The following is a 22,046-nucleotide window of genomic DNA, read 5'->3' as shown; positions in this document are numbered from 1 at the left end:
GAACAGCACCTATCCCAACCTAAAACGTTTTGTTAGACAGTTCATGGCGGTAAAACCTTCTTGCCTTTTGGTGGAATGAATCGCAGAAGGGATATTTTATTTACGACGAAAATATTAACTGTCTGTAATTGATGGAATAATATAATCCGCCATGAGTTCCCACCTGTCGATTATCATCTTGTCGACTTTCGATACGATTGCCACTATCAGATCCTTTTCGGGAACACAATAGAGATAAGTTCCGCCTACGCCTGCCGCGAGAAAAGTGTTAATACCCTTATCTTCTCTAAGCCACCACATATAGCCACAATCTTCCGTATGCTGTTTTAGCGATTCAGTTATCCAGTTTTCTGAAATGATCGGCTTATCATTGCAATGGCCTTTATTCAAATACAAATATCCCAAACGAAGAATATCACGCAGAGTTAAAGACAGTCCCCAGCCTCCAGTATTGATATTTTGAGGATCTTTTATCCAACCGGTAATATTTTCACCATAGACCTCTTCTTTAGAAAAGGATTTCATCTGCTGGTCAACGATCTCTTTCACCCCTAAATGGCTGAATAATGATTTATTGGCAAATTCTCGGGTTGATAGCCCCGTACTCCGCGTAATAATCGCTGAAAGAAGGTGGGCATTAGACATATTGAATTGAAACTCCCCAAGCTGGCCTTTTTGTCCCAACATTTCAAGCATAAACATCGTCCAATTCTTTTGCCTTCTCAACCTATCTAATGGCTCACTCTTTTTCCAAAAATAGGGTGCAGTCATGGTTAGTAAATGTTTGATTGTTAGATTTCGCTTTAACATATCACTAGCTTTGGATTTCGCTTCTGGAAAGAAATCCAGTATTGGTTGATCGACGCTTTTTATATATCCTTTATCAATGGCTATTCCCACTAAAGCGGAAGTAACGCTTTGTGTTACTGAAGTGAGATGATGAGTATTTTCAGCATGGTAACCTTTGAAATATTTTTCAAACACAATGCCGCCTTTTCGCAAAATTGCGATTCCTTTAATAATGCCTAGTTGAAAATTCAAGGCGACATCCAGCTCTCTCAATTTATCTGGATTCATATCCACCGATTCTGCATCAATGGTTTCTAATTCTTTTATATTAGCCATAATCAAGTATCCACTTTTTAAGTCGTAGGAGTTAAATATTTTCCGATTAGTGATTTTGGATTTTTCACCAAGTCTTTAGGGGTTCCTTCGGCAATGATTTCACCGCCTTTTAATCCTCCTTCAGGGCCAAGCTCCACGATCCAATCACACGATTCAAGAACTTCATGATTATGCTCAATAACAATCACAGAGTTTCCGCTTTTGATTAATTCATCCAACAGTTTTATTAGCTGAGCTGTATCATAAAGGCTTAAACCAGTAGTGGGTTCATCCATGATATACAAGATATGACCTTTTCGTTGCCGTCCTAATTCCTTCGCGAGTTTTAGTCTTTGGGTTTCCCCCCCGCTCATTGTTGAGGTGGGTTGCCCAAGCTTTATATATCCCATACCAATCCGTTCCATTATCTGTAACGGACGAACGATGAAATCATTATCACTAAATAGGGCTATCGCTTCAGAAATCTGCATATCAAGAATTTCTGAAATATTTTTCCCTTTATACGTGACAGTTAAAGCTTCGTTGTTATATCTTTTACCTTTACATTTTTCGCACGTTGCGTACATCTTTAAGCTACCTTCAGGAAAAATAGCTTTACGTCCACTACCATTACACTCTCGGCAAGCGCCCTCGGAATTGAAGGAAAAGTGTCCAGCCGTTAAATTTAACCGTTTTGCTTCGGGTTGTTCTGCAAATAATCTGCGTATCTTGTCCCATATTTTGGTAAAAGTAACAGGATTCGAATTTATATTTCTTCCTATTGGTGCCTGCGATACTTCAGCAAAGCCAGAAATATTTTCTGCGCCATCAAGCCTTTCGGCTATTGTTTCGATTAATAGTGATTCTTCTTCAAGATCTATTTCTTCTCCATTGCTATTGTTCTTATTGGCGTCTAAGCGAAAATAACTTTTTAACAGGGGCGTAAGCGTGTTCGATATCAAGGAGCTTTTACCACTTCCAGAAACGCCCGAAACCCCAATAAGAACGCCTAATGGAAATGCGATTGAAATATCTTTTAAATTGTTGGTTTTGGCGTGTCGAATGACTAAACGGGGAATAGCAGAATCATCGATATTTTGCTTTAACATCCTTACCGGCATTTTTGCTTTGCCGGAAAGATATTGTCCTGTCAATGATTTATCGCATTTTAACAGACCAGCATAATCACCTTCATAAATCACTTCTCCGCCTTCAATTCCCGCTTTTGGGCCAATATCAATGATATGTTCAGCTATTTCTATCGTACTTCTGTCATGTTCCACAACAATAACCGTGTTGCCCAAATCTTTAAGCGCTTTTATAGATTGTAAAAGTTCAAGTTTTTCTGATTCATGTAGACCTACTGTGGGTTCATCAAGAATATAGATAAGTGACTCAAGTTTGGATTCCAAATGCGAGTTAAGGAAGAGTCGTTGTATTTCCCCGCCACTTAGTGAGGACATTTCTCTATAAAGTGACAAATGACCTAAACGAGAAGCAATTAATGAGTTTGTTTTACCCAAAATATCTTTAAGAAGATTTTTCCCAAATTGCGTTATTTCGTTTAGTTCCAATGCCGATTCAAAAAACGTTTTAGCCTCGTCTAAAGTCATTTTGCCGACTTGACCAATATGTTTATCATTAATTAATATGTTGCGAGCTTCTTCACCTATGCGATATCCGTGGCATTCTGAGCAGAGGGTTATTTCGTACAGACCATTTAAATATTCGCCTCTTTTGTGTTTAGCTTGCAAAATTCTTGATAAGCAGAAGCTTTGATTTGCACTGTTATTGCTGACATAATGGCCGTTTACCACTTTTTCTTTTATTTCATCCGGTATTTCTAAATAAGGCTGATCCATATAGCCTTTGAAATTCCTTTCCAAGACGCGAAGTATACCGGGGGTTACCCCGATAAAATTAAATAACTCTCGAACGGTGGGATTTTTATTTGCAATAAGCTTTTCCATATTAACGTGATAATATGCGCCTCTGCCAGCGCATTTCATACACATTCCGTTAGGGTTATTATAGGAAAAATAGCCTAATTCAAGGCGCTCTTCCTCATGTCCACACTTAGCGCAGACCTTATCTTGTCCAATAGTTTCGTTGCACTCTGAACATTTAACCTGCCCTTCACTTGAATACAGTAGGGCAAGAAGGTTGAATATGTTTGTTTTAGAACCTACTGTTGATCTTGGGTTATTTTGACGTACAACGCTTTGCTTAACAGCAATTGTCGGGCCAATACCCTCTATGCTTGCAAATTTTCTCTCATTTTCAAGTCCCGGAAATATTCCTAATGATTGAAGATACCCTTTACGTCCTTCTTCAAACACTATATCAAACATCAGACTAGACTTTCCTGATCCACTTATACCGGTAGCAACGGTTAATTTGTTTTTGGGAATAGTAATATCAACGTCTTTAAGATTGTGAATGCGAGCTCCTGTTATTTTTATACTTTTCATCTAATCACACCTTGTCTTTTTAATTAAGAAATTTCAACTAATTTATTTATCGTTAAGATCAAACTATTGAGGAAATATAGAGCATTATTTTTTATTAGTGAAATGAAATATCTATATTTTTTAAAATTTATTGACAAAATTGCAATTTTGTGCATTGGTTTTATTTGACCAATATTTTTACTCAAACTTCATCGAAAAATTATCTAATAATTTTATATTGGCTTTCGCTTCTTTTGCCTAGCTAAATTAGGTAACTTAATTAGTAATTAAAAAATTTATTAATAAAAATTCAAAAGGATAAAACTGTTTAAGAAAAAGTTTAAAATTAAAAAATGACATTGTTTTTTTAAATGTCCCAGTATTTATTATCCAAAAATAACGTATTAGAAATTATGTGCATCTATCATCAAACAAAAGCGACTGTCATTTTCGCGCTAAAACCATAAAATCTCTCACAAGAACCAACTTTACGAATTCTAAATCCGACTAAAACAGATTTTTATACCAAATATCTCCCCCACAAAACGCCAAATCTTCACATTTCATAATAAAAGATTCATAATAAACTTCGCGTTTAATTGTCCATATTCGATATAAAATAGAACCCAGATCGATAAGATTAAAGGAGATTTACCAATGCATGTGCACTTTATCATCCACGAAGATTTCGAAGCACCTGGCGCATATGAGCAATGGGCAAAAATGCATCAACACACCATTAGTTATTCTCGTGTTTATCTTGGTCAGCCGCTTCCCGATAAGATAGATAAGATTGATATGTTGATTATCATGGGTGGTCCTCAATCACCAGCAACGACTAAAAAAAAGTGTCCACATTTTGACTCATTAGCCGAGCAAGCCATCATATCTACGGCAATCAAATCACAAAAAATAGTCATCGGTGTCTGTCTTGGCTCGCAACTCATTGGTGAAGCCTTAGGTGCACATTTCGAGCATAGTCCGGAAAAAGAGATTGGCAAATTCCCAATTACGTTGACTGAAGCAGGCAAAAAAAATCCGCTTTTTGCGCATTTCGGTGATAGTTTGGCTGTCGGCCACTGGCACAATGATATGCCAGGTTTAACTCAAGATGCCCAAATCATTGCCTATAGTGAAGGCTGTCCACGGCAAATCATTGCCTATGGTCCATTCGTGTATGGTTTCCAATGTCATATGGAGCTAACCCATGACGTGGTTGAACAACTTATTGCTCACTCTGAAAACGACCTAAAACAAGCCGAGAAATACCGTTTTATTGATACTCCCCAGCAACTTCGTTTACATGACTATTCTGAAATGAATCAAAAGCTTTTTGGATTTCTAGACAAGTTAAGCCTTTTATCACAGACCCAAAAATAATAAATTTGATGATGATATAGAAACAATCCAAAGCTATATCATCAAAAAATCATAAGTAACGAAAATTAAACAAAAATTAGGATAGCCACCAGCTATCTAAGTAATAGTTTGTGAGATATATTGATAGTTCGTATACTCATAAAATAATGTAGTTAATAATTCCGATTAGATGAAAGGAGCGATTCCATGGCTTACACACTACCCCCTCTACCTTATGCTTATGATGCTTTAGAACCTTATATTGATACTGAAACAATGCATCTACACCATGATAAACATCATCAAACTTACGTAAACAATGCCAACGCATTATTAGAAACCCTACCTGCTGAATTAAACGATTTTTGTCCAGAAACATTATTAAAAAATTTAGACAAAGTACCAGCAGACAAATTGACTGGAATTAAAAACAATGTCGGTGGTCACGTTAATCACACCCTATTTTGGGAACTGCTAAAAATTGGAACCGAGCTTAAGGGTGAACTTAAAGCGGCAATAGAAAAAGATTTTGGTTCGGTTGATGCGTTTAAAGAAAAATTCTCAGCAGCGGCTGCAACCCGTTTTGGTTCAGGTTGGGCGTGGTTAGTATTGAAAAATGACAAACTTGAAGTCGTGTCAACCGCGAATCAAGATACCCCAATTATGGGCGAAAAATTTGCCGGCGTGTCAGGCACACCAATTCTAGCGCTTGATGTTTGGGAACATGCTTACTACTTAAAATACCAAAACCGCCGTGCGGATTACATTGGTGCATTTTGGAATGTCATCAATTGGGACAAAGTCGCTCAATTATATGCAGCAGCCAAAAAATAATCATCTCAAATAAACCTAAAAAATGACGCTTTATGCGTCATTTTTATTTTTTACCATAGCGTTAAACGATCGCATTTACTCAAATCGCGAAAGCAAAGTCATTGCTAAGTTATACTTAAATCCGTTACAATGTACGATTAGTTAAAAACAGCAAAAATAGCAAAACATGTTTGAAATTAATCCTATCAAATCAAAAATAACCGAATTAACCGAACGAACGAATGTCATTCGGGGGTATCTTTGACTATGACCTCAAAAAAGAGCGTCTAGAGGAAGTCAATGCCGAACTAGAACAATCCGAAGTTTGGGCCGATCCAGAAAAGGCACAAGCATTAGGCAAAGAACGCGTTGCGCTAGAAGAGATCATCAATACCATCAATACTTTAGAACAAGGTCTGGACGACGTCGAAGGTCTACTTGAACTTGCTATTGAAGCAGAAGATCAAGACACTTTTGACGAAGCCAATCAAGAAGTTGAACAACTCGAAAAAAAGCTAGCCGGTCTTGAATTTCGCCGAATGTTCTCGGGTGATTATGACAGTGCTGACTGTTACTTAGATATCCAATCAGGCTCAGGGGGTACTGAAGCTCAAGATTGGGCTGAAATGTTATTGCGAATGTATTTACGCTGGGCTGAATCGAAAGGTTTTACAACTGAAGTGATGGAAGTATCAGACGGCGATGTAGCTGGCATAAAATCAGCCACAATCAAAGTAACCGGCGATTATGCTTATGGCTGGTTACGCACTGAAACCGGTGTGCACCGCTTAGTACGAAAAAGCCCATTTGACTCAGGAAACCGCCGTCATACCTCATTTGCATCGGTATTTGTCTATCCAGAGGTTGATGACAATATTGATATCGACATCAATCCAGCCGATCTACGTATCGACGTTTATCGGGCATCGGGTGCGGGTGGTCAGCATGTCAATAAAACCGAATCTGCTGTACGTATTACCCACGTACCAACCGGAATTGTGACACAATGTCAAAATAACCGCTCGCAACATAGCAATAAAGATCAGGCCATGAAACAGTTAAAAGCAAAACTGTATGAGCTTGAAATGCACAAAAAGAATGCCGAAAAACAACAAATGGAAGAAAACAAATCCGACATTGGTTGGGGCAGCCAAATTCGTTCGTATGTACTTGATGATTCACGAATCAAAGACTTACGCACCGGCGTTGAAACACGCAATACTCAAGCCGTATTAGACGGCGATTTAGATCAATTTATTGAAGAAAGCTTAAAAGCCGGTTTATAACTGGTGATAAATAAAAGGTAAAATTATGTCAACACAGCAAGAGCAACAAAACCATATTGAAGAGTTAAATAACGAGCTTACAATACGTCGTGAAAAGCTAGCTGCAATTCGCGAACAAGGCATTGCTTTCCCGAATGATTTCCGTCGTGACGCAATTTCAAGCGATCTTCATAAATTGTATGATGAAAAAACTAACGAAGAGTTAATTGAAAACAAAATTATTGTAACCGTTGCGGGTCGAATGATGATGCGCCGTATTATGGGTAAAGCCTCATTTGTATCATTACAAGATGTTGCAGGGCAAATCCAACTCTATGTCACTCGTGATGATCTACCCGAAAACTACTACAACGAACAATTCAAAAAATGGGATCTTGGTGACATCGTTGGTGCTAAAGGCTACTTATTCAAAACCAAAACAGGCGAACTATCAATCCACTGTGAAGAAATCCGCCTACTAACAAAAGCATTACGCCCATTACCCGATAAATTCCACGGCTTAGCAGATCAAGAAATGCGCTATCGTCAACGTTACCTTGATTTAATTACTAATCAACAATCACGTGACACCTTTATTGCGCGCTCAAAAGTGGTAACTGAAATCCGTAACTTCATGTTAGAAAACCACTTTATGGAAGTTGAAACCCCAATGATGCAAGTCATCCCAGGTGGTGCATCAGCCAAACCATTTATTACGCACCATAATGCGCTTGATCTAGACATGTATTTACGAATTGCGCCAGAACTTTACTTAAAACGTCTAGTGGTAGGTGGATTTGAGCGTGTATTTGAAATCAACCGCAATTTCCGAAACGAAGGGGTATCGCCAAGACATAATCCTGAATTCACCATGATGGAAATGTATATGGCTTATGCTGATTATAAAGATTTGATTGTATTAACTGAAGCGTTATTCCGTCGTTTAGCCATTGCCGTGACCGGGAATGCAGTAGTGCAATATGGCGAACACACTTTTGATTTCGGCAAACCATTTATCAAAATGACCATGCGTGAAGCAATCTGCCATTATCGCCCAGAAACCAACAATGCTGATTTAGATGATTTTGACAAAGCTTGTGCCATTGCAAAAGCAGTGGGAATCAAAGTGGAAAAAGGCTGGGGACTTGGTCGAGTGGTAACTGAAATATTTGAAGAAGTGGCTGAAGCTAACCTCATTCAACCAACATTTATCACCGAATACCCGGCAGAAGTCTCACCACTTGCTCGTCGAAACGATGAAAACCCATTTGTAACAGACCGCTTTGAATTCTTTATTGGTGGACGTGAAATTGGTAACGGCTTCTCAGAACTTAATGATGCCGAAGACCAAGCACAACGTTTTGCCGACCAAGTATCACAAAAAGACGCGGGTGATGATGAAGCAATGTTTTATGATGAAGATTACATCACTGCATTAGAACATGGCTTACCGCCAACAGCAGGGCTAGGAATTGGGATTGACCGAACCGTAATGCTATTTACCAATAGCCATACCATCCGGGACGTCATTTTATTCCCAACAATGCGCCCAGTTAAATAGTTTCGACAAAGTTAATCAAACTCACTTATTCACCAATAAGTGAGTTTTTTTATATCAAAAACCCCGGTCCTCAACTTTTTTTGCTATAAAAAAGACAAAAATAAACCCACCAAGGTGGGGGTTTATGTGGACTATGCCCACAAAATTGCTTTTATTGTAAGACCATGCTAAGGCAAAGTGCAAAGCCCTACCGATTTATCATACGAGGGCTCAGCCCAATGTACATGACCATCTTGAGGAAAAACAACGAACCGGCTTAAACCTTTTATATCACTGGTCCAGTACCATCGGACGGCGTCAAAGTTGGCTCGATTATATTTGCCTATATTACCCCACTCCGCAAGCAAGCCTGCACCAATTGTACGCATATAATAATCACCTGATGATGAAGGTGTACCTCCAGTAATTTCATAACGTTTTGCATTAGTTAAATCCTTAACTTTAGGCAAGCGATAACCAATACTGTTACACCAGGATTCCATGCTAGGATAACTGTAATAAGTTTTACCTCGGTTGACAAACCATTGTTTTAACGTAAATCCATATTTAACGATAGCGTTACCACTACTATCTCGACCAACTAACTCGAAGGTCTGGGGCAAAGTAGGCATAGTAATAGGACCAGGATTGCTGGAATTCCATTGAGATTCAGTTGCAACAGGGCCAGTTAAGGTAACCCGTACGCCTGTCGCTGTAGAATTGGTCATAGTCGCCGTGATACCACCACGCGAGACAGGAGACCAAGACAATGCTTGTTTATTACCTGCAATGCTTAAATCAAAGTACATGTTGTTAGCAGCTGTAGTCGGAAAGTTCTTATCATATGAGTCAGTTGACTGAGGCAAAAAACCAAGAGATGGATCAAAAATTTCAGGTGGACCCGCTTTTACACCTCCATTGCCTTCGAAAGATAGATTTGGACTGGCAAAACAAATTTCCTGCCCCTTAGGTTTGACAAAATAAGTGACCCGACTAGGATTGAAATCACTACTATTTGGAATACCATAACGCGTTGTTAATGTACCATTTGTACTAGTTAATATAACCTCATAAGGCGCTTTACAAGGTCTTAACACTGTATTACGTGATACTGTTCTATTTCTTTCATCAAGGAGAGATAACTCTAAAAAACCATTAACATTAATCTCACCATCACCGTCATCATCCCACCAATAATTATTGGGCGAACCAATAAGCGTTTTTAAAGTGATTGAATCTACATTTGTTGGAACGATCATATCTATATCAGTAAAACTTTGACCTGCAACCGGTAACTCAATGGGTTTTGAAGATGATGAAGTATTAGTTGTAGGCGTGTACTGCTTTCCGTTAGATAGTGTAATACCGAGCAAAGCTTCAATATTAAGAGCACGAGTCTTACCACCATCAAAAGTTAAATAAGGCGCATTGCCCTGAATCATATTTGAGGTTTGAGAGGTTAATGCATGGCTAGAATAAAAAGGTATTAGTAACAATCCAAGCGGTAAAAAGATCTGTCGGCATAATTTAGGTCCGAGAGATGTTCGGAATGATAATCCGCGTGACGATCTAATGCGTGATCTTAAATTTTCGTCGATTAATAAGCTAGAGTGAAAAAAAAAAGACTGAGAGTTTAATTTAGGCAAATTTAAATTATAGGTTGCCCTAGGCTTTTGCAAATTGTAATACATATTCGACTATCCTGTCAAGTAAACATTTGATTTATTTACTAATTTATATTTATTGGTTGAATTTTAGCTACTCAGCTAAAATGATTCGAGAGTATAATAACTGGAAAAATATGGCGCAATAAATTTTTCATTTTATATCGTTAATCTTTGTAAAGCTCTTCAGAAAAAGAACTAAACAATTGTTAATTAAATTATGTTTTAATTGATAAATATCAAATTTACAAATCCTTAAAAACCATAATTTTTAATTCTAGAAAAATTTTATTTTTTTGGAATTTTTTTCAATTTATTGATTTTAGGGGGGGAAATGCCAAAAACCCCACTCCTCACTTTTTTTGTAAAAATCAGTAATTTTTTTAGCCGTTAATCAATTTGATGATTAACAGCTATTTATTAGTCAGCTGATTTTTTAGGTAAGATTAAATTTAATAAAATCGCTAAAATTCCACATAAGCTAATGCCTTGTAGTGCATAAGATCCAAAATCAAAGATCATTCCGCCGATCCCAAAAACTAATACTAATGAAACAATACACATATTGCGTGATATAGAAAGATCGACTTTATGTTTGATCAATATATTAATACCGACTGATGCAATCGATCCGAATAAAAGCACCATAATTCCACCCATAACAACTGTTGGGATCGTACTTAAAAAAGCGCCGATCTTTCCAACAAATGACATGAAAATCGCCCAAATTGCCGCCCAAGTCATTACTCGTGTTTTGAAGTTACGGGTTAATGTGACCGCACCAATAACTTCGGCATAAGTAATACAAGGTGGACCACCAAAGAAGCCTGCACTTGAGGTTGCTAATCCATCACCAAGCAATGTTCTTTGTAAGCCCGGATCTCGGGTATAATCTTTTCCGGTTACGGCGCTGATCGCCATAATATCACCAACATGCTCGATCGTCGGTGCAATTACAATTGGGATCATATATAAGATAGCTTGCCAGTGAAACTCTGGAAAGGTGAAATCTGGTACTTTAAACCATGGCGCATCAATAATGGGTTGAAAATTGACTATGCCCATTATGCAAGACAATGCGTATCCCACAACAATACCTGCAATGATCGGGACTAATCTAAAAAAGCCTTTGGCCCAAATTGCTACAATTAAGGTGGTTAATAGTGACGCCATTGAGATCAAAATTAATTGATAGTTTTCGGCGGGTATTCCACTGTCGGTTCCCATTGCCATTTTGACGGCTACCGGTGCAAGTGATAGACCGATAACCATTATGATCGGTCCAGTAACCACTGGCGGTAAAATGCGATCAATTACGTGCTTTCCGTTAATTTTGACCAAAAAGGCAAAAAACATAAACACAAAACCGGCTGCAACAAGTCCACCCAATGTTGCAGGAATTCCCCACTGTGCAACGCCAAAAGAGATCGGTGCAATAAAAGCAAAGGATGATGCTAAAAATACCGGGACTTTTCCTTTGGTGGTGAGTTGAAATAATAGTGTGCCCAATCCTGCTGTGAATAAAGCAACATTGGTATTTAATCCGGTTAATAATGGCACAAGTACTAATGCACCAAATGCAACAAATAGCATTTGAGCGCCGGTAAAAATATCTTGCCACGAATGTTGTGATGCATCATTATTGATATTGGTAGTTTTAGACACATTGTCCTCTCTTATTCCACTTAATGTTAATCATATCTATTTATAATCAAATAGTAGGCATAAAAAAACCGGTTAAAACCGGTCTAAAATTTGAGATTTTATTTAGTGCCGAATATTTTGTCTCCGGCGTCACCAAGTCCTGGTAAAATGTAGCCCTTTTCATTCAACCGTTCATCGATTGATGCGGTATAAAGTTCTACATCTGGGTGAGCTTGTTCTAATACTTTGATTCCTTCTGGCGCAGCAACTAATACAAGTACTTTGATATTTTTACATCCTGCTTTTTTAAGCAGATCAATAGTTGCAACCATTGAACCACCGGTAGCAAGCATTGGATCAACGACTAATGCCATTCGTTCTTCAATATCAGAAGTTAGTTTTTGGAAATAAGGGACTGGTTCAAGCGTTTCTTCATTACGATAAAAACCAACAACACTAATTCTTGCACTAGGTATATGTTCTAAGACACCATCCATCATTCCTAAACCAGCACGTAAAATAGGCACAACGGTGATTTTTTTACCTTTGATTTGTTCTACTTCAACAGGTCCACACCAACCTTGAATTGTGACTTTTTCAGTCGGTAAATTGGCTGTCGCTTCATAAGTTAATAAGCTACCAACTTCACTAGCAAGGTCTCGGAAATCTTTTGTGCTAATATCGTGTTCACGCATTAAGCCGATTTTATGGCGAACTAGAGGGTGTTTTACTTCAACAATTTTCATGGGGGCCTCAGTGTTATTTTTCGATGATCTAATTAGTAGGTATAAATAACCACTGAGAGGTAATTATAGCAGAGTTATCAAATCATGAAAACCCGAAATCCCAATAAAGGCATTATTATTGATGATGTGAATACTTGCTTGTCATTTTTTTATAAACTTTCACCTTCGAGGTATTCAACTGGTAAATCGATAACTTTTTGGTCTATTTTTTCGCCATTGATACGCTTTAGTAGTAATTCAGCAGCAATTTTGCCCATTTCGATTCTTGGTGTTTGAATTGAGGCTAGCTTGGGATTCATATATTGACCAATTTTATGACCATGGAATCCAACGATGGCTATTTGTTTCGGTATTTTAATACCAATACGTTGACATTCAAGTAGCACACCTAGCGCCAAATCATCATTAGTACTAAATATACCATCGACACTTGGGTACTCTTTTAGTATTTGGTGTAAAAATCTTGCGCCTAGTTCATAGGATGAGGCTTCTTTGGTTGCTAATGTTTTAGGCGTTAATCCAGCCTCTTGCATGGCTTTTTCATAACCTTGCTGACGTATGATGCTTCGCTGATCTTGCCTTGCACTGAAGTAGACTATGTTGCGTCGCCCTTTCTCTATCATGTGATGAATCATATTTTTGGTGGCAGTAAAGTTATCAAAGCCAACAGCCATATCTATGCAAGGTGAGATACTGTCCATTATTTCAACTACTGGTACGCCAGATATTTCGATCATTTTGAGCGTAGCCGGATTGTGTATTCTTTCTGTTAATATTAGTCCATCGATGTTATAAGAGAGTAATGATCGAACCCGTAGCTCTTCTTTATCCGCACTGTATCCAGTGTGGGTGATCATGGTTTGGTACCCTTTTACATCAGTAACCATTTCGATACCTTTTAAAATATCAGCAAATACTTGGTTAGTTAATGAGGGTAATACCACGCCAATAGCATAACTTTTGGCGTTAGATAGCATGTCAGGCGCTTTATTTGGAATATAGCCTAATTTATCAATAGCCGATGAGATTTTTAACCGGAGTGATTCTGATACTAGGTTGGGATCTCGCAAAAAGCGACTGACTGTCATTTTGCTGATGCCGATTAAGTTGGCGATTTCTTGTAAGCCAGGGCGACGTTTTTTACTCATTGTTTATTTTCCGGTAATCTTGGTTGCCAATCGATTGGTGTTTTACCATGCTGTGTAATGATCGCATTTGCTTTTGAGAAGTGTTTACATCCAAAAAAGCCACGATGTGCAGATAATGGCGATGGATGTACCGCGGTTAATACATGATGTTTTTGCCGATCAATAAATTGACCTTTTTTCTGAGCCGACGAGCCCCAAAGTAAAAATACCACGCCTTCCAAATGTTTATCGATCGCAGCAATAACATGATCGGTAAAGGTTTCCCAACCTATTTTGGCATGAGAGTGGGCCTGTCCAGCTTCAACCGTTAATACGTTGTTAAGTAGTAGTACGCCTTGAGTTGCCCAGTAACCTAAGTAACCATGATTTGGAATAGTAAATCCGTCAATATCCGTTGAGAGTTCTTTATAGATGTTGAGTAGTGATGGCGGTGGTTTGATTCCCGGTAATACAGAAAAGGATAAACCATGAGCTTGGTTTGGACCATGATAAGGGTCCTGCCCGAGGATTACCACTTTGATGTTATTAAATTCAGTGAAACGAAATGCATTAAACACATCGCGCTGAGGAGGATAAATGGTTTTACCTTCAGCGCGTTGTGTGGCAACAAATTGCATTATATGTTGAAAATAGGGCTTCTCTTTTTCAGAGCCAATAACATCGTTCCAGATTAATTGATTACTCATATTTTACCTTTACTATTATTTTATCTGGTACTGCATTGATAATAATTATACCTAAAAATAATAATAAACCTAATGCTAATCAATGCTGGATGATATTAAATGAACACTCTTAAATATTCAGTTAAACACAAAATTGCCATGGATTGACCATATGGCATCGATGTTAATGGTATTTGTTTGTAATATGCTAAGTCGCTGCCCATTGCAGTGCCAAATGAAACATTGAGTAGTGTTCCGTTGTCATCTATGTTTGTTAATATTCCTTTAATTGCTTTTTCTGCCATTACTGTATATTCATCAGAGATATAACGTTTTCTTATCGATTTTAAAATACCATAGGCAAATCCAGCGGTTGCCGATGCTTCTAAGTAGGAATCTGGATCATCGATGATTGTGTGCCATAACCCATTTTCATTTTGGTATTTAGCCAATGCCTGAATTTGGGCATTTAGTACTTCAATTAGTAGTTTTCGAAATGGATCATTTTGATCAAGATCAAGTAGTTCAATAAATTCCGGAATGACGATGGTTAACCAGCTGTTTCCCCTTGCCCATCTGGCTTTGGCAAAGTTATGGTTGCCGTCAAAAGTCCATCCATGAAACCAAAGCCCAGTTTGGCGATCCATTAGATATTGGATGTGAATCAGTATTTGGTAAATGGCTTCTTGTATATATTCTGGTCTATTGAGTAATTTACCGATTTTGGCGATAGGTAATACACTCATCATGAGCGTGTCATCCCAAAGTTGTTGGTGATTTTCATTGTTGTAGACAATATGTTGTAAACCGCCAAATTTCGTTCTTGGCATTTCATACATTACCCAGTCAGCCCAACGTTCTAAATATGGTAGAAAAACAGGGTTTTTGGTTTCTTCATATCGATAGGCTAACGTTAGAAATGGACAAACCGTATTCACATTTTTGGTTGGTGTTCCTTCTGATAAGCGCTGTGTAAACCAGTCGTCAATAATGTCGAGCGTCGGTTTGTCGCCTGTTTGTTGATAAAATTGATACATACCATAAAGTCCAATGCCATGAGTCCATTCCCAGCCATTCCAACCTTTAGTGTCTATTACACGTCCATCATCTAAGCGTAATAGAAATTCACCGGTTTCATCTTTGATATTAATTAGATTATTAATAATTTTATGTATCAGTTGTTTTAATTCAGAACGTGAAATTATATATTCAGGTTTACAAAGTAATTTGCTATGTTTTACAGGAAATATCTGCATTTTGTACCTCTACTAATCATTAAATTTGAATTCTTTTTTTATTTATTTTTATAACCTATATTGTTATTTCCCCAGAGCTGGGAAACCGGCATACCAGTTAACATTTCTACAACCGGTTTGCCTTCATCACTAATTCGTCTTTCAGAACTTGTTCCAATACCTTTTATATTATTAATTTCATTGATTAAAATATTGTGAGTGGTTAGATTTAATTTGAATTTTAACGAAATGAAAAATCCTAATGAGAGAACGAATATTGTTCCAATCACTAATAAGAATAAGATAGTTAGCGAGACTTGTTCAGGTTGCTGATTTTGGCCACTCACAAAGCCCGACCATTGTAAACATACACCAATCAACATTACTGCTCCCGCTTGTGAAGCTTTTCGGGTAAATGTCATTACGCCGGCAAAAATACCTTCTCGGCGTTTGCCGGTAATAATTTCATCAACATCTGAAATATAAGTGTAGATATTCCAAGGTACGTAGTTGATACCACCTCGACCTAATCCAGCTATTGCGGAGATGGTAACAAGTAAAGTGTGAATGTGGCTTAAGTTGTAATACCAAATGATGCCATAAGAGAGGCAACTTAAGCCAAAGATAGTTACGACAGCTCGGTATGCCGGCGCTGGACCATATTTTATGCATAATGGCATCATACAAAGTACAGCAACAAATTGGGTGATAGACATGGTTCCAATTAGCATTGAAGCAACGGTTGGCTCTTGTAATAGAACGAAAATTACATAATAGGTAAAGACGGCGTTAAATACATCCTGAGCAATATATCCACCAAGATACATGCCTAAATGCTGTCTGAAGATTTTTATTTTGAAGGTGGATAATAATTCGATAACCAAATGGCGGATACTTTCTTTAAAGGATAATGAAGCAGCTAGTTGTTCTGCTTGTAAAGCCTCTTTCGATTTTAGTTCATTTGGTCTTTCCCATGTAAATAGGTATACCATGCAAAGGGCAAAAGAACATAGGATTGAGAAGACTAAACTTGCATAGAAGAATGATATTGCATTATCTTTACCAAAATAGTTGAGTAAAATCCCCGGTAAGAACCCGGCTAATATTGCCGATAATTGTGCCATTGAAATTCGTGCACCGGAAAATTTGGTTTTTTGTTTAAAATCATCGGTCATTTCAGGAACTAATGTTTCGTATGGAACCAGCACCATGGTGTAGACCATGTCAAAGAAGAGGTAGGTGATTAAGTAGTAGAGATAATTCATACCAGGTGCCCACATTACGCTATAGCTAAATATGAGTGGAATACCAAGTAAGATAAAGAATTTACGACGACCAAAACGTTTACCTAATCGAGTTCGGCCAAAGTTATCCGTTAAATAACCCATCAATGGGCTAATCACTGCATCAAGAACCCTTGCTGCCGCAAAAATAAATGTGGCTTCGATAGGCGTTAGTCCACAAAAATTTGTATAAAAATATAATAACCACACAGCAGTCAATGCTGTTGTTCCCGCACCTAAAAAATCACCAGCGCCATAAGCTAAGTAATTTTTTAAACCTATCACTCTCTTTTTCATATTTGCCCCACTCATTTTTCCTTATTTCAAAAAATAAATATCCTTTTCACATTCTTTAGCTAGTCTATGGTGGGTGCTTTTCTTAAACTTTAATATATATGCCAACTTTTTATAAAAATGGCAAAATTTTGAAAGTCGATGTGATTTTGTTCACATATATCTTATTTTTATAAAATAATTTTTATTTGGTAAAAAAATTTATGAAACAATGATTCAAATTTCAATCATTATTATGAGTATTTATGATGAAGATCCCAAAAGTAGGCATTTTATTAGCTGAAGGTTTTGAAGAAGCTGAAGCCATTATTATCTATAACGCACTTTGCCGAGTAAAAATAGCCGTTCATCTATTAGCCTGCCAAGATGATATTGAGGTTAAAAGTTACCATGGTATTGAGATGAGAGCTCATGCATTGCTTAAGGATAAACAAACAACGCTATACGATGCAGTGATTTTACCAGGTGGGCCAGATGGCACAGTTAATTTAGGCAATAATCCCAATGTGATTAATTTTATTAAACGCCACGATAAGGAAAATAAGTGGATTTGCCCGATTTGCTCGGCAGCAGCAAAAGTTTTGAGTAAGAATAAGCTATTAAATGGTCGGAAATATGTCTGTTCTGGTGATTTATATAAAAATGTTCAAGATGGGATCTTTGTTGATCAAGATGTTGTCTGTGACGGAAATCTTTTGAGTGGTAAAGGGCTGGGTATGGCATTTAAATTCGCTTTTACACTAGCAGAATCGTTAAAAATAGATAAAGATGAAGTTCACTTTCAAGCCGAACATATTTATATCAATTATTAACCCCCCAATATAATTGAAGTTTATACCTTATTAATTGTTAAAAAGCTAATCAACGGTAAAACTTATCAGATTAATAGCTTTTTTTGATTTTAATCAAATTTTGAAAGTGCTATATTAGTCTCAATAGTTTAGGACAATAACGTCCAGATCCATTAGGAGGATTTAAAATGATTACAGGTATCCAAATTACTAAAGCTGATAATAAAGCACTACTTAACTCATTCTGGTTATTAGATGATTCAACAAAAGAAGCTCGTTGTGTTGCTGCAAAATCAGTTTATAAAGAAGATCAAGTTGTCCCAACTGCTGAACTTGGTCAAATCGAATATCGTGAAATTCCATTAGATGTAGCACCAACAATTAAAGTTGAAGGTGGTCAACACTTAAATGTGAACGTTCTTCGTCGTGAGACTTTAGAAGACGCTGTTCAACATCCAGAAAAATATCCACAATTAACTATTCGTGTTTCTGGTTATGCTGTTCGTTTTAACTCGTTAACAGCTGAACAACAACGCGATGTTATTGCTCGTACTTTTACAACTAAAATCTAAGTTTCTTATTTGACAATAAGTTTCGCCCAGCTTTATGCTGGGTTTTTTTTAACTTTTAATTTAGGTTTTATTTCACCCAAGTTAACTACTGCGCCGGGTCAAATTTACATTTAATATTTACAGATACATTTAGTCTTGTTTGAGTATCAAAAAAATAGCGAAGTAGGAAACCCTGCTTCGCTATTAAGTGATAATTGATTTTATCCAAAAAACTTTTTCACTTTATCAAAAAAGCTTTTTTCTTTTGGGCTGTGTTTTGAGTTTTTGTCCGCTTTGAAACTTTCACCCAATTCTTTTAGTAACTCTTTTTGTTTGCCAGTTAAGTTTACTGGGGTTTCAACCACTACGTGGCAGTATAGATCACCTACTGCGCTACCGCGTAATGATTTAATTCCTTTTCCACGCAATCTGAACATTTTACCTGTTTGAGTTTCAGCTGGTATGGTTAAGCTGACTTTACCATTTAGTGTTGGTACTTCAACTTCACCACCAAGTGATGCTAAAACAATGTTAATTGGAATTTCACAATGTAAGTTTGTACCATCACGTTCAAAGATTGCATGTGGTTTTACTTGTACCTGAACGTATAAATCTCCAGCTGGGGCGCCATTAAGTCCCGCTTCACCCTCGCCTGAAAGTCGAATACGGTTTCCGGTATCCACGCCAGCAGGGATGGTAACAGATAGTGTTTTCGTTTTCTGAATACGTCCTTCACCATGACATTTTTTACATGGATTTTTAACGATTTTTCCACGACCGTGACAGGTTGGACACTCTTGCTGTACAGCAAAGAAGCCTTGTCGCATTTGTACAACACCAGCGCCATGACATGTATCACACGTTACGACATCAGATGATTTTTCTGTTCCTTGTCCATGACATACATCACAAGTTACCCATGTTGGTACTTTTATCTCTTTACTTACGCCACTTGCTGCTTCTTCTAGCGTTAATGAGATGTTGTATTGTAAATCATCGCCTCGTGACGCGGTTTGACCTCGTCCTCGTCCACCACCGAAGAAATCACTGAAGATATCATCAAATGCAGAACCTCCACCAAAACCACCAAATCCGCCGAAGCCACCGCCTCCAGCACCACCTTGACCTTGTTCAAAAGCAGCATGTCCATACTGATCATAAGCGGCTTTCTTTTGTGGATCGGTTAAGATTTCATAAGCTTCTTTGACTTCTTTGAATTTCGCTTCAGCTTCTGCTTTATTATCCTGATTTTTATCCGGATGATATTTCATGGCTAGGCGTTTGTAGGCTTTTTTTATCTCAGCTTCAGTAGCACTTTTACTTACGCCTAATGTTTCATAATAATCTTTCTTCGCCATAATTAACCTTTAACTTTAATCATTATATAAACAACTAAACGGGCTTGAGTTACCTCGCGCCCGTTTAATGTTTTACATGTTTAAAACTCGTTGAAATAACTCATTAAAAAACATATTAGTTAATGCTTATTTTTTCTCATCATCAACTTCTTTGAAGTCCGCATCAACTACATCATCAGCAGAGTTTGCGCTATTTGCTTGGCTTGCAGATTGATCAGCTTGAGCTTGTTGTTGAGCTAACTCAAGTAATTTTTTTGAAGCTTCCATTAATGCATTAATTTTAGCTTCGATTTCTGCTTTATCTTCACCGCGTGCAGCATTTTCTAAATCACTCACGGCGCTTTCGATAGCGGTTTTGTCATCAGCTGATAATTGATCGCCAGCTTCAGTCACTTGTTTACGAGTTGAGTGAACAAGATGATCAGCTTGGTTACGAATTTGAGCTAATTCTTCAAATTTACGGTCAGCATCAGCATTTGCTTCTGCATCATTTACCATTTTTTGGATCTCTTCTTCACTTAATCCTGAAGAAGCTTTAATGGTAATGTTTTGTTCACGACCAGTATTTTTATCTTTTGCTGATACATGCAATATACCATCAGCATCGATATCAAATGTTACTTCAATTTGTGGCATACCGCGTGGTGCAGCTTGAATTCCATCAAGGTTAAATTGACCTAATGATTTGTTATCACTTGCACGTTTACGTTCACCTTGTAACACATGAATGGTTACCGCAGATTGATTATCTTCAGCAGTTGAGAACACTTGACTATGTTTAGTTGGAATAGTTGTGTTTTTCTCAATCAAGGTAGTCATTACACCACCCATTGTTTCAATACCTAATGATAATGGTGTTACGTCAAGTAATAATACATCTTTAACATCACCACCTAATACACCACCTTGTACCGCAGCACCTACTGCTACTGCTTCGTCAGGGTTAACGTCTTTACGTGGTTCTTTGCCAAAGAAGTCTGCAACGGCTTTTTGTACCATTGGCATACGTGTTTGACCACCAACTAAAATCACATCTTTAATATCAGAAACAGTAAGACCTGCATCTTTTAATGCTGTTTTAACTGGTTCCATTGAGCGTTTAACTAAATCTTCAACTAATGATTCAAGTTTAGCGCGAGTCACTTTGATATTTAAGTGTTTTGGTCCAGTTGCATCAGCAGTGATATATGGTAAGTTAATATCAGTTTGTTGTGCTGATGATAATTCAATTTTCGCTTTTTCAGCTGCTTCTTTTAAACGTTGCATTGCAAGTGGATCATTTTTAAGATCGAATCCTTGTTCACGTTTAAATTCATCAACTAAATAGTTAATTAAACGAGAGTCAAAGTCTTCACCACCTAAGTGAGTATCACCATTAGTTGCTAATACTTCGAATGTTTTTTCACCATCAACATCATCAATTTCGATAATTGAGATATCAAATGTACCACCACCAAGGTCATAAACTGCAATGGTGCGGTTACCGACATCTTTATCTAAACCATACGCTAATGCTGCTGCTGTTGGTTCGTTGATAATACGTTTAACATCTAAACCAGCAATACGACCAGCATCTTTAGTTGCTTGACGTTGTGCGTCATTAAAATAAGCAGGAACAGTAATTACTGCTTCAGTTACTGGCTCACCAAGATAATCTTCTGCTGTTTTTTTCATTTTCTTCAATACTTCAGCAGAAATTTGTGGTGGAGCAATTTTTTGGCCTTTAACATCAACCCATGCATCGCCATTGTCTGCTTTAACAATTTTATATGGCATGATGCCAACATCACGTTGTACTTCAGCGTCTTCATAACGACGACCGATTAAACGTTTAATCGCAAATAATGTATTTTGTGGATTGGTTACTGCTTGGCGTTTAGCTGGTTGACCAACTAGAATTTCGCCATCTTGTGTGTAAGCAATAATCGATGGGGTTGTGCGATCACCCTCGGCATTTTCTAATACTTTTGCTTGGCCGTTATCCATTACTGCAACACATGAATTTGTTGTACCTAAGTCGATACCAATAATTTTACCCATAATCGTTTCTCCTCAAACCTGTATTTTATTCTTTGTATATAAGTCTTAAATATTTAATTTCAAGTCTTTATTTTGACAAAGATATGTAATTGTTTT

The 22,046-nt window shown here is 37.5% G+C and carries 17 protein-coding genes; 6 read left to right on the top strand and 11 right to left on the bottom strand.

Translation table 11 applies throughout. The features are described 5' to 3' along the window. Positions 1–114 precede the first annotated feature (114 nt). A complete protein-coding gene (locus tag J3T98_RS08030; protein WP_267362586.1) occupies positions 115–1,125 on the bottom strand; it encodes a serine hydrolase domain-containing protein in 1,011 nt (336 codons plus the stop codon). Positions 1,126–1,142: 17 nt separating this feature from the next. Further along, the gene (locus tag J3T98_RS08025) at positions 1,143–3,575 is read right to left on the bottom strand and encodes an excinuclease ABC subunit UvrA (RefSeq protein ID WP_267362584.1); all 2,433 of its coding nucleotides are present in this window, start codon (positions 3,573–3,575) and stop codon (positions 1,143–1,145) included. Positions 3,576–4,211: 636 nt separating this feature from the next. Between J3T98_RS08025 and J3T98_RS08020 the strand changes: the two genes are divergently transcribed. The 4 genes from J3T98_RS08020 (at position 4,212) to lysS (ending at position 8,552) form a co-directional block, all read left to right on the top strand. Continuing rightward, a complete protein-coding gene (locus tag J3T98_RS08020; RefSeq protein ID WP_267362583.1) occupies positions 4,212–4,934 on the top strand; it encodes a type 1 glutamine amidotransferase in 723 nt (240 codons plus the stop codon). Positions 4,935–5,120: 186 nt separating this feature from the next. Further along, positions 5,121–5,747: a Fe-Mn family superoxide dismutase gene (locus tag J3T98_RS08015; RefSeq protein ID WP_065563798.1), complete on the top strand. Its 627-nt coding sequence runs from the start codon at positions 5,121–5,123 to the stop codon at positions 5,745–5,747. A gap of 166 nt (positions 5,748–5,913) precedes the next feature. Then, a protein-coding gene (prfB, locus tag J3T98_RS08010; protein WP_141677433.1) for a peptide chain release factor 2 occupies positions 5,914–7,012 on the top strand; the annotation gives its coding sequence in 2 pieces (ribosomal slippage) (positions 5,914–5,988 and positions 5,990–7,012; 1,098 coding nt in all). Positions 7,013–7,037: 25 nt separating this feature from the next. Next, a complete protein-coding gene (gene lysS / locus J3T98_RS08005; RefSeq protein WP_065733572.1) occupies positions 7,038–8,552 on the top strand; it encodes a lysine--tRNA ligase in 1,515 nt (504 codons plus the stop codon). A 167-nt stretch (positions 8,553–8,719) separates the two neighbouring features. Here lysS and J3T98_RS08000 read toward each other — a convergent pair whose 3' ends face one another. The 7 genes from J3T98_RS08000 to J3T98_RS07970 all read right to left on the bottom strand — a co-directional run bounded on the left by J3T98_RS08000 (position 8,720) and on the right by J3T98_RS07970 (position 17,213). Continuing rightward, positions 8,720–9,973 carry a hypothetical protein gene (locus tag J3T98_RS08000; protein ID WP_267362582.1) on the bottom strand — a complete coding sequence of 418 codons (1,254 nt, stop codon included), beginning with the start codon at positions 9,971–9,973 and terminating at the stop codon, positions 8,720–8,722. 642 nt (positions 9,974–10,615) lie between these two features. Further along, the gene (locus J3T98_RS07995; RefSeq protein WP_416380635.1) at positions 10,616–11,842 is read right to left on the bottom strand and encodes a uracil-xanthine permease family protein; all 1,227 of its coding nucleotides are present in this window, start codon (positions 11,840–11,842) and stop codon (positions 10,616–10,618) included. A gap of 116 nt (positions 11,843–11,958) precedes the next feature. Continuing rightward, on the bottom strand, positions 11,959–12,585 hold the full coding sequence (gene upp, locus J3T98_RS07990) for a uracil phosphoribosyltransferase (protein WP_065563803.1): 627 nt from the start codon (positions 12,583–12,585) through the stop codon (positions 11,959–11,961). Positions 12,586–12,734: 149 nt separating this feature from the next. Then, positions 12,735–13,733 carry a gluconate operon transcriptional repressor GntR gene (gntR, locus tag J3T98_RS07985; RefSeq protein WP_267357775.1) on the bottom strand — a complete coding sequence of 333 codons (999 nt, stop codon included), beginning with the start codon at positions 13,731–13,733 and terminating at the stop codon, positions 12,735–12,737. Further along, positions 13,730–14,419: a uracil-DNA glycosylase gene (gene ung, locus J3T98_RS07980; RefSeq protein ID WP_267362580.1), complete on the bottom strand. Its 690-nt coding sequence runs from the start codon at positions 14,417–14,419 to the stop codon at positions 13,730–13,732. The genes gntR and ung overlap by 4 nt, the downstream gene beginning before the upstream one ends. Before the next feature lie 95 nt (positions 14,420–14,514). Then, positions 14,515–15,654, bottom strand: a complete 1,140-nt coding sequence (locus J3T98_RS07975) for a glycoside hydrolase family 88/105 protein (protein ID WP_065563806.1) — start codon at positions 15,652–15,654, stop codon at positions 14,515–14,517. Positions 15,655–15,692: 38 nt separating this feature from the next. Continuing rightward, on the bottom strand, positions 15,693–17,213 hold the full coding sequence (locus tag J3T98_RS07970; RefSeq protein ID WP_267362578.1) for an MFS transporter: 1,521 nt from the start codon (positions 17,211–17,213) through the stop codon (positions 15,693–15,695). A gap of 242 nt (positions 17,214–17,455) precedes the next feature. On the opposite strand from J3T98_RS07970, the gene J3T98_RS07965 reads away from it, so the two are divergent. Both J3T98_RS07965 and grcA read left to right on the top strand, forming a co-directional pair. Continuing rightward, positions 17,456–18,022 carry a DJ-1/PfpI family protein gene (locus J3T98_RS07965; protein WP_267362576.1) on the top strand — a complete coding sequence of 189 codons (567 nt, stop codon included), beginning with the start codon at positions 17,456–17,458 and terminating at the stop codon, positions 18,020–18,022. A gap of 167 nt (positions 18,023–18,189) precedes the next feature. After that, positions 18,190–18,573, top strand: coding sequence for an autonomous glycyl radical cofactor GrcA (gene grcA, locus J3T98_RS07960; RefSeq protein ID WP_065563808.1), 384 nt, complete (start codon positions 18,190–18,192; stop codon positions 18,571–18,573). Between the two features lie 200 nt (positions 18,574–18,773). On the opposite strand, the gene dnaJ is transcribed toward grcA, so the two are convergent. Beyond that, entirely contained in the window at positions 18,774–19,910 is a 1,137-nt protein-coding gene (gene dnaJ, locus J3T98_RS07955) for a molecular chaperone DnaJ (protein WP_065563809.1), read from the bottom strand. Between the two features lie 126 nt (positions 19,911–20,036). Continuing rightward, positions 20,037–21,950 carry a molecular chaperone DnaK gene (dnaK, locus tag J3T98_RS07950; protein WP_267331099.1) on the bottom strand — a complete coding sequence of 638 codons (1,914 nt, stop codon included), beginning with the start codon at positions 21,948–21,950 and terminating at the stop codon, positions 20,037–20,039. Positions 21,951–22,046: the final 96 nt, after the last annotated feature.

Source organism: Gilliamella sp. B2772 (assembly GCF_026536985.1).
GTDB lineage: Bacteria > Pseudomonadota > Gammaproteobacteria > Enterobacterales > Orbaceae > Gilliamella > Gilliamella apicola_E.
The sequence above is the reverse complement of the archived record's forward strand: the minus strand, read 5'-3'. Positions and strand labels throughout refer to the sequence as shown.

Excerpts from the sequence above, each read along its gene's own strand:
- J3T98_RS08030 (WP_267362586.1), bottom strand. The coding sequence starts at position 1,125 with ATGGCTAATATAAAAGAATTAGAAACCATTGATGCAGAATCGGTGGAT.
- J3T98_RS08025 (WP_267362584.1), bottom strand. The coding sequence starts at position 3,575 with ATGAAAAGTATAAAAATAACAGGAGCTCGCATTCACAATCTTAAAGAC.
- J3T98_RS08020 (WP_267362583.1), top strand. The coding sequence starts at position 4,212 with ATGCATGTGCACTTTATCATCCACGAAGATTTCGAAGCACCTGGCGCA.
- J3T98_RS08015 (WP_065563798.1), top strand. The coding sequence starts at position 5,121 with ATGGCTTACACACTACCCCCTCTACCTTATGCTTATGATGCTTTAGAA.
- lysS (WP_065733572.1), top strand. The coding sequence starts at position 7,038 with ATGTCAACACAGCAAGAGCAACAAAACCATATTGAAGAGTTAAATAAC.
- J3T98_RS08000 (WP_267362582.1), bottom strand. The coding sequence starts at position 9,973 with ATGATTCAGGGCAATGCGCCTTATTTAACTTTTGATGGTGGTAAGACT.
- upp (WP_065563803.1), bottom strand. The coding sequence starts at position 12,585 with ATGAAAATTGTTGAAGTAAAACACCCTCTAGTTCGCCATAAAATCGGC.
- gntR (WP_267357775.1), bottom strand. The coding sequence starts at position 13,733 with ATGAGTAAAAAACGTCGCCCTGGCTTACAAGAAATCGCCAACTTAATC.
- ung (WP_267362580.1), bottom strand. The coding sequence starts at position 14,419 with ATGAGTAATCAATTAATCTGGAACGATGTTATTGGCTCTGAAAAAGAG.
- J3T98_RS07975 (WP_065563806.1), bottom strand. The coding sequence starts at position 15,654 with ATGCAGATATTTCCTGTAAAACATAGCAAATTACTTTGTAAACCTGAA.
- J3T98_RS07970 (WP_267362578.1), bottom strand. The coding sequence starts at position 17,213 with ATGAAAAAGAGAGTGATAGGTTTAAAAAATTACTTAGCTTATGGCGCT.
- J3T98_RS07965 (WP_267362576.1), top strand. The coding sequence starts at position 17,456 with ATGATGAAGATCCCAAAAGTAGGCATTTTATTAGCTGAAGGTTTTGAA.
- grcA (WP_065563808.1), top strand. The coding sequence starts at position 18,190 with ATGATTACAGGTATCCAAATTACTAAAGCTGATAATAAAGCACTACTT.
- dnaJ (WP_065563809.1), bottom strand. The coding sequence starts at position 19,910 with ATGGCGAAGAAAGATTATTATGAAACATTAGGCGTAAGTAAAAGTGCT.
- dnaK (WP_267331099.1), bottom strand. The coding sequence starts at position 21,950 with ATGGGTAAAATTATTGGTATCGACTTAGGTACAACAAATTCATGTGTT.